Source organism: Nonomuraea roseoviolacea subsp. carminata, from assembly GCF_024172185.1.
Classification (GTDB): Bacteria; Actinomycetota; Actinomycetes; order Streptosporangiales; family Streptosporangiaceae; genus Nonomuraea; species Nonomuraea roseoviolacea.
The window spans coordinates 3,491,095-3,505,462 of sequence record NZ_JAMZEC010000001.1; the positions used below are offsets into that span (position 1 = coordinate 3,491,095).

Below are 14,368 nucleotides of genomic sequence, written 5' to 3' on the forward strand. Positions count from 1 at the left end.
GACGACTTGAATCGTGATCACCTCGACGTCTGACGTCCTCACTGACGAGGTTGAGCTCGTAGGCGTTCGGGACACGCGCGCTCCGGAAAGGCGATGCGCCGGTCAGCCGACGATGCCCCACTCGGCGGCCAACGCCCGTCAGCACTCGATGACGTTGACGGCCAGGCCGCCGCGTGAGGTCTCCTTGTACTTGTCCAGCATGTCCCGGCCGGTGACCTTCATCGTGCGGATGGCCTTGTCGAGGGCGACGAAGTGGCGGCCGTCGCCGCGCAGCGCGATCCGGGCCGCGGTGATCGCCTTGATCGAGGCCACCGCGTTGCGCTCGATGCACGGGATCTGCACCAGCCCGCCGATCGGGTCGCAGGTCAGCCCCAGGTTGTGCTCGATGCCGATCTCGGCGGCGTTCTCCACCTGCTCCGGAGTGCCGCCCAGCACCTCGGTCAGCCCCGCCGCCGCCATCGAGCAGGCCGAGCCGACCTCGCCCTGACAGCCCACCTCCGCGCCGGAGATCGAGGCGTTCTCCTTGAACAGCACCCCGATCGCCGCCGCGGTCAGCAGGAACCGGATCACGCCCTCGTCGTCGGCGCCCGGCACGAACCGGCTGTAGTAGGTCAGCACCGCCGGGATGATCCCCGCCGCGCCGTTGGTCGGGGCGGTGACCACCCGGCCGCCCGCGGCGTTCTCCTCGTTGACCGCCAGCGCGAACAGCGACACCCAGTCCATCGCCCGCAACGGGTCCTCGCCCGCCTCGGACTGCAGGCGGCGGTGCAGCTGGTTGGCCCGCCGCCGGACCTTCAGCCCGCCCGGCAGCACGCCCTCCTGGGCGATGCCGCGGCGCACGCACTCGCTCATCACCCGCCACAGGTGGAGGATCTGCTCGCGGATCTCGGCCTCGGTGCGGCCGAAGGCCTTCTCGTTCTCCAGCATCAGGGCCGAGATCGACAGGCCGGTGGCCGAGCAGTGCTTGAGCAGGTCCTCGCCGGTGGTGAACGGATAGGGCAGGACGGTGTCGTCGGGTTTGATCCGGTCGGCGCCGGTGGCGTTCTCGTCGACGACGAAGCCGCCGCCGACGGAGTAGTAGACCTTCTCGCGCAGGGTGTTGCCGTCGGCGTCGCGGGCGGTGAAGCGCATGCCGTTGGGGTGGCCGGGCAGGGAGATCTTGCGTTCGAAGACGAGGTCGTCGCCGACGACGAACGGGATCTCGCGTTTGCCGTAGAGGGTGACGGTGCCGGAGGCGCGCATGGCGGCCAGGCGGGGCTCGACGGTGTCGACGTCGACGTGTTCGGGTTTGTCGCCGGACAGGCCGAGCAGGACGGCTTTGTCGCTGCCGTGGCCTTTGCCGGTCAGGCCGAGCGAGCCGTAGAGGATGGCCTCGACGCGGGCGACCTGGTCGAGCAGGCCGTCCTGGTCGAGGCCGCGCGCGAACTTGTGCGCGGCGGCCATCGGGCCGCCGGTGTGCGAGCTCGACGGGCCGATGCCGACCTTGAACAGGTCGAAGACGCCGATGCTCATGCCACGTATTCCGCCGCCGCGTCCAGCAGCCACTCCGCCAGGTACGCCGCGAAGGACGAGCGGACCAGGACGAGGAAGCCGTCCTCCCGCGGGATCAGCACGACCTGGGCCCTGGCCAGGGTGGTCTGCGCGCACGCGCCCGGCCCGAAGACGCTCGGGTGCAGGTCCAGGGCGCAGCCGTGGGCCAGCAGGTCCCGCGCGCGCGGGCCGGCGACCAGCAGGGTGGTGCGCTGCGCCGACACGTCCACGATCGACCCGTGCCGGTCGCCGAGCCCCTTGCGCAGCAGCTCCAGCCGGTGCCCCTCGGGCGCGACGACCAGCCACTCGTCCGGGCCGAGCCACGCCACGGTCACCTCGTCGGCCCCCGACCCGGCCCGTACGGCCGTGCCCGGCTCGACGGGCAGGGGCACGCCGAGCGCGTCCCCGATGTCCCCGGCGGCCGGGGACGACGGATCGACGCGCACGTCGATCTGGGTGAGGAACGGCAGCTCCGCCAGCCGCAGCGCCTCACCCCGGGACGCGGCCTCGAACCGGCCGGCGTAGGCCGCCGCCGGACTCCTGCGCTCAGCCATCGCGGCGCGCTCCTTCCGGGTCGTACAGGACGTGGGAGGTGACGGTGACGGGCACCAGCGTGTCGCCGACGGGCGCGTACAGCCGCTCGCCGTGCCGGCCCTGCCCACCCCGCACCAGCGCGAGCGCGAACGTGCGGCCCAGCGCGGCGCTGCGGTAGCTGGACGTCACGTGGCCGAGCATGGGCACGGGCGGTTCCGGCAGCGTGCCCGTGGCCACCAGGTGGGTGCCCTCGGGCAGCAGGACCTCGGGGTCCTCCGGCAGGAGGCCGACGAGCTGCTTGCGGTCCGCCCGCATGGTGTCGGCCCGCGAGAAGGAGCGCTTGCCGACGAAGTCGGGCTTCTTCTTCGACACGACCCAGGACATGCCCAGGTCGTGCGGCGTGACGGTGCCGTCGGTGTCCTGGCCGACGATCGGGTAACCCTTCTCGGCCCGCAGCACGTGCATGGTCTCGGTGCCGTACGGGGTCACCAGGCCGGTGTCCATGATCGCCGTCCACAGGCGCAGGCCGTCCCAGGACGTCACGTTGATCTCGAAGGCCAGCTCGCCGGAGAAGCTGATCCGGCACACCCGCGCGGGGACGCCGGCCACCTCCGCCTCCCGCCACGTCATGAACGGGAAGTCGTCCACGCCCACCGCGAGGCCGGGCGCCAGGCCCGCGAGCACCTCGCGCGAGCCGGGGCCGACGAGCGCGACCGTGGCCCACTGCTCGGTGACCGACGTGAGGTGGACCCGCAGCCACGGCCACTCGGTCTGCAGCCACTCCTCCATCCAGTCGAGCACGGCCGCCGCGTTGCCGGTGGTGGTCGTGACGAGGAAGTGGTCGTCGGCGACGCGGATCACCGTGCCGTCGTCGAACACCATCCCGTCGGGCCGGCACATCACGCCGTAGCGGACGGAGCCGACCTTCAGCGAGCTCATCAGGTTGGTGTAGAGCCGGTCCAGGAACTCCCCGGCGTCGGGCCCGATCACGTCGATCTTGCCGAGGGTGGAGGCGTCCATGGCGGCCACGCCCTCGCGCGCGGCGGCGCACTCGCGCAGCACCGCGGCCTCCATGTCCTCGCCGGGACGCGGGTAGTACCAGGGCCGCTTCCACTGGCCGACGTTCTCGAACAGCGCGCCGTTGGCGACGTGCCACTCGTGCAGCGCCGTCACCCTGACCGGGTCGTGCAGCGCGCCGCGGTCCCGCCCGGCCAGCGCCGCGAAGCTGACCGGCTGGTACGGCGCGCGGAACGTGGTCGTGCCCAGCTCGGCCACCGGGACGCCGAGGGCCTCCGCCACGACCGCCGAGGTCAGCAGGCCGGAGGTCTTGCCCTGGTCGTGCGCCGTGCCGGCGGTGGTGTAGCGCTTGACGTGCTCGACGGAGCGCAGCCCGGCGCCGGTCGCCCGGTGGACGTCGGCCACCGTCACGTCGCGCTGCAGGTCCACGAAGTGCTCGGTGTAGTCGGCGGCCGGGACCAGCCAGTACGCCAGAGGAGCGTCCTCCGCCGTCTCCTCGGCCCGCGGCACGTCGACGGGACGCGCGGGACGGGACGCCGACGCGGCGCGGGCGCCCGCGCCGGTGCCGTCGGCCAGGCAGCCGGGCAGCGCGAACACGCCCCTGGCCGCCCCGGCCGCCTCGACCGCCTGGCCGGAGCCGTCGGGGACGAGCGTGCCGATCGTCTCGTCGTAGCGCAGCGTGCCGCCCGACTGGCTGTACAGGTGGACGACCGGGTTCCAGCCGCCCGACACGAGCAGCAGGTCGGCGTCGATGGAGGCGCCCGAGGAGGTCTCGACCGAGGAGACCTGCCCGTCGCCCCTGGCGGCCGTCACCACGTGCCCGGCCAGCAGCTCGACGCCGCGCTCGCGCAGGCGGGCGGCCCAGGGCCCGCCGGGGGCCGGCCGCGGGTCCACGACGGCCGCCACGTCCACGCCGGCGTCGGCGAGGTCGAGCGCGGCGGCGTGGGCGCCGTCGTTCGCGGCGAACACCACGGCCCGGCGGCCGGGCAGGACGCCGTACCTGGTGGCGTAGGTGCGGGCGGCGCCGGCCAGCATCACGCCGGGCAGGTCGTTGCCGGCGAAGGCGATCGGCCGCTCGTGCGCGCCGGTGGCCAGCACGACCCGCCGCGCCCGGATCCGCCAGATCCGCTCGCGGGCCATGTGCGCGGGAGCCGCCGCGCCCAGGTGGTTGGTGCGCCGCTCGACGGCGACCAGGTAGTTGTCGTCGTAGTAGCCGAAGACGGTGGTGCGCCGCAGCACCCTGACCTCGGGCCGCCCCTCCAGGTCGGCCGCCGTCGCGGCGGCCCAGTCGGCGCCGGGCACGCCGTCCACCTCGTCGCGGGAGCCGAGGAGGCTGCCGCCCGGCTCGGGCTGGTCGTCAGCGAGGATCACCCGCGCGCCGGTGGCGGCGGCGGCGCGGGCCGCGGCCAGCCCGGCCGGACCGGCGCCGACCACCAGGACGTCGCAGTGGGCGTGGACGGCGTCGTAGCGCGCCGGGTCGGGCCCGGCGGCCAGGCGCCCCTGCCCGGCGAGGCTGCTCGCCACCAGGCCGTCGTACAGCTCGACGGTGGTGGCGGGCAGCATCGGCTCGGGGAACGGCTCCTCGATCTGGACGACCGCGTTGGGCTCCTCGCCGCCCGCGGCGAAGATGCCGCGCGGGCGGCCCAGCCTGACGCTGGTCGCGACCCGGCGCACGCCGTTGGCCAGCAGCGCGGAGGCGAGGGTGTCACCGGGGTGGCCGGTGTACTCCTGCCCGTCGAACCGGAAGCGCAGCTCGCGGGAGCGGTCGATCCGGCCGCCGCCGTCGCGCCTCACGACGCCACCGGCCGCGGCTCGCCGACGCGGTAGACGCCGTGGATCTGGTTGGTCGCGGTGTCACGCAGGGCGTTGAACCAGCGGCGGCAGCCGGCGGAGTGGCTCCACCGCTCGGCGAAGACGCCCTTGGGGTTGTCGCGGAAGAACAGGTAGCGAGCCCACTCCTCGTCGGAGAGCGCGGCCGGGTCCTCCGGGTAGGCGACGTGGGCCTGTCCGCCGTAGTGGAACTCGGCCTCCTCGCGAGGCCCGCACCATGGGCAGGGAATCAGCAGCATGTGACGTCCTCAGTGCGCGACCGCGGCGGCGCCGTGCTCGTCGACGAGCGCCCCGGTGACGAATCGGTCAAGAGAGAAGGGAGCGGCGAGGGGGTGCGGCTCGTCGTGGGCCACCGTGTGCGCGAAGCACCAGCCCACGCCGGGGGTGGCCTTGAACCCGCCGGTTCCCCAGCCGCAGTTGAGGTACAGGCCGTCGACCGGGGTCAGCCCGACGATCGGCGAGGCGTCCGGCGTGACGTCCACGACGCCGCCCCAGGTGCGCAGCACGTGCGCCCTGGCGAAGATCGGGAACAGCTCCAGCGCCGCGGCCATCTGCCGCTCGATGATGTGGAAGGCGCCGCGCTGCCGGTAGGAGTTGGCCGCGTCGATGCCCGCGCCCATCACCAGCTCGCCCTTGTGGGCCTGGCTGACGTACACGTGGACGGCGTTCGACATGACGACCGTCGGGTGCACCGGCTCCAGCAGCTCGGAGACCAGCGCCTGGAGCGGGTGGCTCTGCAGCGGCAGGTCGATGCCGGCGGTGGCGGCCACGACCGAGGTGTGCCCGGCGGCGCACAGCGCCACCCGGCCCGCCGCGATGCTCCCGCGGGTGGTGTCGACGCCGGTGATCCGGCCGTCGCTCACCCGCAGCCCGGTGACCTCGCAGTTCTCGATGAACTCGACGCCGAGTGCCGCCGCGGCGCGGGCGTATCCCCAGGCGACGTAGTCGTGCTTGGCGATGCCGGCGCGCGGCTGGAACGTCCCGCCCATCACCGGGTAGCGCACGTCCGGGGAGATCTCGACGATCGGGCAGACCTCCTTGACCTGCCGCGGGTCCAGCCACTCGGCGTCCACGCCGTTGAGCCGGTTCGCCTCCACCCGCCGGACGCCGTCGCGCACGTCCTGCAGGCTGTGCGCCAGGTTGAGCACGCCGCGCTGGCTGAACAGCAGCGGGTAGTCGAGCTCGTCCTCCAGCCCCTCCCAGAGCTTGAGCGCGTGCTCGTAGATGCCGGCGCTCTCGTCCCACAGGTAGTTGGAGCGGATGATGGTGGTGTTGCGGGCCATGTTGCCGCCGGCCAGCCAGCCGCGCTCCAGGACCGCGACGTTGGTGATGCCGTGGTTCCTGGCCAGGTAGTAGGCGGTGGCCAGGCCGTGGCCGCCCGCGCCGACGATCACCACGTCGTAGGAGGACTTCGGCTCGCCGGCGCTCCACAGCCGGTCGGGGTGGTCCGGCAGGTCGGCGCCCGGCGGGCGGGGGCTCATCGGGCCTCCCCGTAGAGCGGGTGCTTGCCGGCCAGCGCCTCGACCCGGCCGCGCAGGTGGTCCAGGTCGGCGCCCGGGGTCAGGGCGCCCACGATGACGTCGGCGACCTCGGTGAAGTCGGCGGCGCCGAATCCGCGGGTGGCCAGGGCGGGCGTGCCGATGCGCAGGCCGGAGGTGACCATGGGCGGGCGCGGGTCGAACGGCACGGCGTTGCGGTTGACCGTGATGCCCGCCGCGTGCAGCCGGTCCTCGGCCTGCTTGCCGTCCAGCTCGGAGTCGCGCAGGTCCACCAGGACGAGGTGGACGTCGGTGCCTCCGGTGAGCACCTTGACGCCGGCGGCGACCGCGTCGGGGGCGAGCAGGCGCTCGGCGAGGATCCGCGCCCCCTCCAGGGTGCGCCGCTGCCGCTCGCGGAACTCCTCCTCCGCGGCGATCTTGAACGCGACCGCCTTGGCGGCGATGACGTGCTCCAGCGGCCCGCCCTGCTGGCCGGGGAACACCGACGAGTTGATCTTCTTGGCGAGGTCCTCGGTGGACAGGATGACGCCGCCGCGGGGGCCGCCGAGGGTCTTGTGCGTGGTCGTGGTGACCACGTGCGCGTGCGGCACGGGCGAGGGGTGCAGGCCCGCCGCGACCAGGCCGGCGAAGTGCGCCATGTCCACCATCAGGTACGCGCCCACCTCGTCGGCGATCCGGCGGAAGGCCGCGAAGTCGAGGTGCCGCGGGTACGCCGACCAGCCGGCGATGATCAGCCTGGGCCGGTGCTCGCGGGCCAGCCGCTCGACCTCGTCCATGTCGATCAGGTGGTCGCTCTCGCGCACGTGGTAGGCGACCACGTTGTAGAGCCGGCCGGAGAAGTTGATCCGCATGCCGTGGGTGAGATGCCCGCCGTGGGCCAGGTCGAGGCCGAGGATGGTGTCGCCCGGCTCCAGCAGCGCCGACATGGCGGCGGCGTTGGCCTGGGCGCCCGAGTGCGGCTGCACGTTGGCCGCCTCGGCGCCGAACAGCGCCTTCACCCGGTCGACGGCCAGCCGCTCGACCACGTCCACGTGCTCGCAGCCGCCGTAGTAGCGCCGGCCCGGGTAGCCCTCGGCGTACTTGTTGGTCAGCACCGAGCCCTGGGCGGTCATGACCGCCTGGGGCGCGAAGTTCTCCGACGCGATCATCTCCAGCGTCGATCGCTGCCGGGCCAGCTCCGCGCCGATGGCGGCGTGGATCTCCGGGTCCACCACGTCCAGCGGGGTGTCGATCATGTGAGGTCCTTTCCTAACCGCGCAGCCGGGTCATCGCCGGGTCGAACAGGGGCTCCTCGGCCACGACCGCGTCCACCCTGCGGTCGAAGTAGCCGATCTGGACGGCTTGTCCCGGGTCGGCGAGCGAGGCGGGCAGCCACGCGTAGGCGATGCCCTTGCCGATCGTGTAGCCGTAGGCGGCGCTGGTGACGTAGCCGACGGGCCGCTCACCGTCGTACACGGGCTCCTTGCCCATGACGACCTCGTCGGTGAGCAGGCAGGTGAGCCTGCGGGTGACCGACTCCTTGCGGGCGAGCAGCGCCTCACGCCCGATGAAGTCGCCCTTGTCGAGCTTGACGGCGAACCCGAGCCCGGCCTCGTACGGGTCGTGCTCGAAGGTCATGTCGGTGCCGAAGGAGCGGTAGCCCTTCTCCAGCCGCAGGCTGGTGAAGGCGCCGCGGCCGGCGGCGATGACGCCGTGGTCCCGGCCGGCCTCCCACAGGGTGTCCCAGAGCTTGAGCCCCATGTCGGAGGTGGTGTAGATCTCCCAGCCCAGCTCGCCCACGTACGACAGGCGCAGCATGGTGACCGGCACGTTGCCGATGTGGGTGCGGGCGCCGCGGAAGTAGCGCAGCGCCTTCAGGTCGGTGACGGTCAGCGGCTGGACCAGGTCACGCGCCTTGGGGCCCCAGACGCCGATGCAGCAGGTGCCGGGCGTGATGTCGCGGACGAACACGTCGGCGGGCCGGTGGCGCTCCATCCAGTCGAGGTCCAGGTTGCCGTTGGCGCCGACCTGGAACTCCTGCGCGCCGAGCCGGGCCACGGTGACGTCGCTGCGGATGCCGCCGTCATGGTCCAGGAGCAGGCAGTACGTCACGGAGCCGATGGACTTGTCCACGTCGCCGGTGGTGAGGCGCTGGAGGAAGGCGACGGCTCCCGGTCCGGAGACCTCCAGCCGCTTGAGCGCGGTCATGTCGTACATGGCGACGCCCTCGCGGGTGGCCTGCGCCTCCGCGCCGACGATCGGCGACCAGTACCGGGCCGCCCAGTCACCCGGCGTGGGGATCTCGCGCCCGGACAGCAGCGGCGCGTTGGCGGCGTACCACTGCGGGCGCTCCCAGCCCGACGCCTCCAGGAAGGCCGCGCAGAGCTCCTGCTGGCGCGGGTGGAACGGGCTGGTGCGCAGCGGCCGGGGCTCCCGCATCGGCTGGAGCGGGTGGATGATGTCGTAGACCTCGACGTAGTTCTGGCAGCCGCGGGCCCGCACGTAGTCGGGCGCGACCTGGTGCGGCTCGAACCGGTTGACGTCGCACTCGTGCAGGTCGAACGTCGTGCAGTGGCCGTCGACCAGCCATTCGGCCATCGCGCGGCCGACCCCGGCCGAGTGGGTGACCCAGACGGCCTCCGCCACCCAGAAGCCCTTGACCTCGGGCGACTCGCCCATCAGCGGCAGGTGGTCGGTGGTGAAGGAGAACAGGCCGTTGATGCCCTCCTCCACCTTGGCCGAGCGCGTGGACGGGAGGAGCTCCTGGGTGTCGCTCCACGCCTCGGCGAAGTCGTCGGGTGTGAAGGTGAGCACCGACGGCATGACCTCGGCCTCGTCCACGGACAGGATGTCGTCGGCGCTGATCGGCATGGGCCGGTGGCCGTAGTAGCCGATGCCGAGCGTGTCGAACCGCTCGCGGAAGTAGAGGTCGGCGTCCTGGTGGCGGAGGATCGGCCGGGAGCACTCGACGGTCTGGCCGGCCAGGCCGGGCACCTGCCCGGTCCAGGCGAGCTGGTGGGCGAGCGGGGTGAGGGGCAGGTTCATGCCGACCATGCGGGCGACGCGCGGGCCCCAGATCCCGGCGCAGCACACCACGATGTCGGCGGCGATCTCGCCCTGGTCGGTCACCACCGCGACGACCTTGCCGCCCTCCGTCCGGATGTCCAGCACCTCGTGGCGGGCGAGCACCCGCACGCCGCGCTCGCGGGCCCGGGTGAGCTGGGCGTCGACCGCCTTGACCGCCTTGGCCAGGCCGTCGGTCGGGATGTACAGCCCGCCGAGCACCTTGTCGGCGTCGAGCAGGGAGTGCCTGGCGGCGCTCTCCTCGGGTGTGAGCAGGTGGGTCTCGATCCCCCAGGCCGTCGCCCAGCCGTGGCGGCGGTGCAGCTCGGCGAGCCGCTTGGGGGTGGTCGCCACTTCGAGCCCGCCCACCTGGTGGAAGCTGTCCAGCTCGACGAACTTCTCCACGGTGTAACGGGCCATCTCGGTCATGGTCTTCGACCCGTTGATCTGGAACACCAGCCCAGGGGCGTGTGACGAGGAGCCGCCGGTGGCGGGCACGTCTCCCTGGTCCACGACGGTGACGTCGGTCCAGCCGCGGGCGGACAGCTCGTCGGCCAGAGCCGCGCCGACCACGCCCGCGCCGATGATGACGACGCTCGGGACCGTCATAGCCACCTCCGTTGTTGCGATATATGCAACCAAGCGCACTTTCCGCAACAAGAGTCACTCGCCGGATTCCGGGTGTCAAGGGGGTGTTCGTCGGATTCCGCACGGTTTTTCCGACGGTTTTCCAGGCGGTTCGCCGGACGGCCCGGAACGCCAACGCGCCCGGCCCGATCGCGTGTCGTCGATCGGGCCGGGCGCGTCACGGCGCGGGCAGGCGTCAGCTCGTGGGAAGCCAGGCCTTGACCTTGTCGGGGTTGTCGGCCACCCACTTGGCGGCCGCCTCTTCGGCCGACATCTTGTCCTCGGCGATGTACTTCGCCACGAGGTTCTGGTCGTCGTTCGTCCAGGTGAAGTTCTTGACCAGGGTGTAGGCGGGGCTGCCCGAGTCCGCGAACTTCTTGCTCACGATCTTGTCCAGCTCGTACGGCGGGTAGTCGCACGCCACCTTGGCCGGATCGGCGTCACAGCCCTCGGTGTAGGCCGGCAGGTTGACCTTGACCAGCTTCACCTCCGACAGGAACCACTGCGGCTCGTAGAAGTAGCCGATGACCGGCTTCTGCTGTTTCTCCGACTGGCGGAAGGCGGTGATGAGCGCGGTCTCACTGCCCGCGTACACGACCTTGTAGTCGAGCTTGAGGTTCTTCACCAGGGCCGCGTCGTTGGTGACGAACGAGGGATCGCCGTCGAGCAACTGCCCCTTGCCGTCGGACTCGGAGGTCTTGAACAGCGAGGCGTACTTGTTGAGGTTCTTGCCGTCGGTGATGTCCGGGTACTTCTTGACCATCCACGGCGCGACGTACCAGCCGATGACGCCCTTGTTGCCGGTCGGCCCCGCCGACACGGCGACCTTCTGGTCGTCGATGTACTTCTTCTTCAGGTCGTCGTGGGCCCAGTTCTCGACGATCGCGTCCACCTCGCCGGTCGCGAAGCCCTGCCAGGCCACCTCCTCCTTCAGGTCCTTCTTCACCACCTTGCAGCCGAGCTGTTTCTCGGCCACCTGCGCGATCACCGCGGCGTTGGCCTCGTAGCCGACCCACGGGTTGACCGCGAGGTTGAAGGTGCCGCAGCCTTTCGCGCCGCCGGTCGAGGCGGTGCCGGTCTCCCCGACCTTCGCTCCTCCGCACGCGGTGAGCAGGAGGCCGGCACCCGTCACGAGCGCGGCGGCCCTGACCTTTCCGCTCCTGGTAACTGCCACCTGGTCCTCCTGGGTTTCTCGGGCCGAGAACCGGCCGGTGTCGTTCACTTCTGGTGCCGCCCGCCGTGAGCCGCCGCGTCCGCCCGCTGGGTGGCGGCCCGCATGACCCGGTCGAGCACGATGCCGAGCACGACGATCGCGAGCCCGGCGGCCAGTCCCTTGCCCCGCAACTGGTGCTGCGAGAAGCCGGCCACGACGTCGTAGCCGAGCGCCCCCGCGCCGACCAGGCCGCCCACGACCACCATGGACAGCACGTAGATGAGCCCCTGGCTGGCCGCCAGCGTCACGGCGCTGCGGGCCATCGGAAGCTGGACCTTGGAGATGAGCTGCCAGGTGCTGGCCCCCGCCGAGGTGGCGGCCTCGACGGTGGTGGGCGAGACACCCCTGATGCCCTCGGCCACCAGCTTGATCGCCACGGGCGCCGCGAACACCACGGCCGCGATGATCGCGGTGAACCGCGTCGCGCCGAACAGGCCGAGGATGGGCACCAGGTAGACGAAGGCCGGCATGGTCTGGCCGGCGTCCAGCACGGGCCGCAGCACGGTGTCCGCCCGGTCGCTGCGGCCTATCCACACTCCGGCGACCACGCCGAGCAGCATGACGAGGACGGTCGCGACGATGGTCGAGGCCAGCGTCACCATGCTGTCCTGCCACAGCCCGAGCAGCACCAGCAGGAGCAGCCCGGCCGCGGTCACCAGCGCGGCCCGCACGCTGCCCACCAGCAGGGCGAGGGCCACGGCCACGATCGTCACCAGCCACCAGGGCGTGCCGGTCAGCAGCGCCTCCAGCCGGTTGAGGAACTGGTTGGTCAGCAGGTTCTTGAAGGCGTCGGTGTAGGTGACCAGGCTGTCCTGCACCCACTGGCTCGCGGCGTCGGCCGCGCGGCGCACGTACGGGCCGGCGTTCGCCTCGATCGGGAACTCCGCCGCCCAGACGTAGGTGTACGACAGGTACGCCAGCACCCCGGCGACGCCCAGGACGCCCGCCACCTCCAGGCGGCGTCCCCGCGTCGTGCGCATCCGCCCGGCCCGGCGCTGGACCTCCACCCGGCGGCTGGCCGCGGAGGTCACCCGGTCCAGCACCACAGCCATGATCACGATGGCCACCCCGGCGTTGAAGGCGGTGCCCACGTCGAGCGTCTGCAGCGCCTTCAGCACCGTCTGCCCCAGGCCGGGCGCGTCGATGAGCGCCGCGATGGTGGCCATGGACAGGGCGGCCATGATGGTCTGGTTGACGCCGACGATGATCGTCTGCTTGGCCATGGGCAGCCGCACGTGCCGCAGCGCCTGCGCCGGCGTGGCGCCGAGCGAGGTGCCGGCCTCCAGCGTGTCGGAGGAGACCTGCCGGATGCCGTGCGCGGTGATGCGGATGGCCGGCGGGATCGCGTAGATCATCGTGGCGACCGTCGCGCTGGCCGGCCCGATGAGGAAGAACAGGGTGAGCGGCGCGAGGTAGACGAACGTCGGCATGGTCTGCATGAAGTCCAGCACCGGCGTCACCAGCCGGTTGAACCGGTCGCTCAGCCCGGCCCAGATCCCGAGCGGGATGCCCACCGCCAGCGACAGCACCACCGCGGTCAGCGTGAGCGCCAGCGTGTCCATGCTCTCCTGCCACAGGCCCAGCGCGCCGAAGGACACGAAGCCGGCGGCGGTCAGCAGCGCGACCTTCCGGTTGCCGTACAGCAGGGCGACGCCGGTGGCGAGGCCGGTCACGCCGAGCCAGCCCAGCACGGGGACCGGCCGGCCCAGGGCGGGCTGGCTGATCAGGGCCTGGACGGCCGTCACGGCCTGGTCGATGAAGAGCCGGATGTAGTTGATGAAGTAGAGGAAGAGCGGGTTGGTGTTGCGGCTGTCGTCGACCGCGTCCATCGCCTCGTTCAGCGCGCCGTGCAGCGGGGTCAGCTCGGCTCCGCCCAGCGCGAACGTGTCGTGCCCGCGCAGCAGCGCCCAGCCCGCCGCCCACACCGCGAGCGTCAGGGCGATCAGATACCTGCGGGCGGGCAGCCTGGCGGCCACCCCCCTGGTCGCGGAGAGGGCCGTCATCCCTCCGCCTTCCCGGCGATCACCTCGAGGATCTCCGCGCTGGTGACCACGCCCAGCAGCTCTCCGCCGTCCGTCACGCGCACCGGCCGCTCGGCGGAGAGCACGGCGTGGACGGCGTCACGGATGATCACGTCCGGGCCGAGCTCCGGGCCGTCGAGCGGCTCGCCGGGCTGCGGCGGGCGCATGACCCAGCGCAGCGTGAGCACGTGGGAGCGGGGGACGTCGCTGACGAAGTCGCGCACGTAGTCGTCGGCGGGCGCGCCCACGACCTGGTCGGGCGTGCCGACCTGGACGACCTCGCCGTCGCGCATGATGAGGATCCGGTCGCCCAGCCTCAGCGCCTCGCTGAGGTCGTGAGTGATGAAGATCATCGTCTTGCCGACCTCCTGGTGCAGCCGGCAGACCTCGTTCTGCATCTCGCGCCGGATCAGCGGGTCCAGCGCGGAGAACGGCTCGTCGAACAGCAGCACCTCGGGGTCGGCCGCGAGCGCCCGGGCCAGGCCGACGCGCTGCTGCATGCCGCCGGAGAGCTGGTCGGGATAGGAGTTCTCGAAGCCGTTGAGCCCGACCAGGCCGATGACCTCGCGGGCCCGCGCGTAGCGGTCCTGCTTGGCGACCCCGCGGATCTCCAGCCCGAAGGCGACGTTGTCGAGCACGCACCGGTGCGGCAGCAGGCCGAAGTGCTGGAACACCATGGCCATGCGGTGCCTGCGCAGCTCGCGCAGCCGGCGTTCGTCGGCCTTGCGCACGTCCTCGCCGTCGAGCAGGATCTCGCCGGCCGTGGGCTCGATCAGCCTGGTCAGACAGCGGACCAGGGTGGACTTGCCGGAGCCCGACAGGCCCATGACGACGAACACCTCGCCCCGCCGGACCTCGAAGGAGACGTCACGGACGGCCGCGACGCAGCCCGACTGCTCCTTGAGCTCCTTGCGGGTGAGCGAGCTGCCCACGACGCTTTCCGCCTTCGGGCCGAACACCTTCCACAGTTCGCGCACGGAGAGGATCGGGGGGGCATCGGTGTCGGGTGCACTACGTTCGGCCACTGACGGTGCGGTCATGACCACCTCTCAGAG

At 72.1% G+C, this 14,368-nt stretch carries 10 protein-coding genes; all 10 read right to left on the bottom strand.

Translation table 11 applies throughout. The features are described 5' to 3' along the window. Positions 1-138: 138 nt before the first annotated feature. On the bottom strand, positions 139-1,512 hold the full coding sequence (locus HD595_RS16290) for an L-serine ammonia-lyase (protein ID WP_253769922.1): 1,374 nt from the start codon (positions 1,510-1,512) through the stop codon (positions 139-141). Next, complete coding sequence (locus HD595_RS16295; RefSeq protein ID WP_253769925.1) at positions 1,509-2,084, bottom strand: sarcosine oxidase subunit gamma; 576 nt, start codon at positions 2,082-2,084, stop codon at positions 1,509-1,511. Before HD595_RS16295 ends, HD595_RS16290 begins: the two co-directional genes overlap by 4 nt. Continuing rightward, on the bottom strand, positions 2,077-4,875 hold the full coding sequence (locus tag HD595_RS16300; protein ID WP_253769927.1) for a 2Fe-2S iron-sulfur cluster-binding protein: 2,799 nt from the start codon (positions 4,873-4,875) through the stop codon (positions 2,077-2,079). Before HD595_RS16300 ends, HD595_RS16295 begins: the two co-directional genes overlap by 8 nt. Then, complete coding sequence (locus HD595_RS16305; RefSeq protein ID WP_175594586.1) at positions 4,872-5,150, bottom strand: sarcosine oxidase subunit delta; 279 nt, start codon at positions 5,148-5,150, stop codon at positions 4,872-4,874. The genes HD595_RS16300 and HD595_RS16305 overlap by 4 nt, the downstream gene beginning before the upstream one ends. 9 nt (positions 5,151-5,159) lie before the next feature. Next, positions 5,160-6,392 carry a sarcosine oxidase subunit beta family protein gene (locus tag HD595_RS16310; RefSeq protein WP_253769929.1) on the bottom strand — a complete coding sequence of 411 codons (1,233 nt, stop codon included), beginning with the start codon at positions 6,390-6,392 and terminating at the stop codon, positions 5,160-5,162. Next, a complete protein-coding gene (glyA, locus tag HD595_RS16315; protein ID WP_253769931.1) occupies positions 6,389-7,645 on the bottom strand; it encodes a serine hydroxymethyltransferase in 1,257 nt (418 codons plus the stop codon). Before glyA ends, HD595_RS16310 begins: the two co-directional genes overlap by 4 nt. Positions 7,646-7,658: 13 nt before the next feature. Further along, entirely contained in the window at positions 7,659-10,061 is a 2,403-nt protein-coding gene (locus HD595_RS16320; RefSeq protein ID WP_253769933.1) for a GcvT family protein, read from the bottom strand. Positions 10,062-10,275: 214 nt separating this feature from the next. Continuing rightward, entirely contained in the window at positions 10,276-11,253 is a 978-nt protein-coding gene (locus tag HD595_RS16325; protein ID WP_253769936.1) for an ABC transporter substrate-binding protein, read from the bottom strand. Between the two features lie 44 nt (positions 11,254-11,297). Further along, complete coding sequence (locus HD595_RS16330) at positions 11,298-13,295, bottom strand: ABC transporter permease (RefSeq protein WP_253769938.1); 1,998 nt, start codon at positions 13,293-13,295, stop codon at positions 11,298-11,300. Then, a complete protein-coding gene (locus tag HD595_RS16335; protein WP_253769940.1) occupies positions 13,292-14,353 on the bottom strand; it encodes a quaternary amine ABC transporter ATP-binding protein in 1,062 nt (353 codons plus the stop codon). Before HD595_RS16335 ends, HD595_RS16330 begins: the two co-directional genes overlap by 4 nt. Between the last annotated feature and the right edge of the window lie 15 nt (positions 14,354-14,368).

What these genes read in the sequence shown, in the direction of transcription:
- HD595_RS16290 (WP_253769922.1), bottom strand. Translation starts at nt 1,512, where the DNA reads ATGAGCATCGGCGTCTTCGACCTGTTCAAGGTCGGCATCGGCCCGTCG.
- HD595_RS16295 (WP_253769925.1), bottom strand. Translation starts at nt 2,084, where the DNA reads ATGGCTGAGCGCAGGAGTCCGGCGGCGGCCTACGCCGGCCGGTTCGAG.
- HD595_RS16305 (WP_175594586.1), bottom strand. Translation starts at nt 5,150, where the DNA reads ATGCTGCTGATTCCCTGCCCATGGTGCGGGCCTCGCGAGGAGGCCGAG.
- HD595_RS16310 (WP_253769929.1), bottom strand. Translation starts at nt 6,392, where the DNA reads ATGAGCCCCCGCCCGCCGGGCGCCGACCTGCCGGACCACCCCGACCGG.
- glyA (WP_253769931.1), bottom strand. Translation starts at nt 7,645, where the DNA reads ATGATCGACACCCCGCTGGACGTGGTGGACCCGGAGATCCACGCCGCC.
- HD595_RS16320 (WP_253769933.1), bottom strand. Translation starts at nt 10,061, where the DNA reads ATGACGGTCCCGAGCGTCGTCATCATCGGCGCGGGCGTGGTCGGCGCG.
- HD595_RS16330 (WP_253769938.1), bottom strand. Translation starts at nt 13,295, where the DNA reads ATGACGGCCCTCTCCGCGACCAGGGGGGTGGCCGCCAGGCTGCCCGCC.
- HD595_RS16335 (WP_253769940.1), bottom strand. Translation starts at nt 14,353, where the DNA reads ATGACCGCACCGTCAGTGGCCGAACGTAGTGCACCCGACACCGATGCC.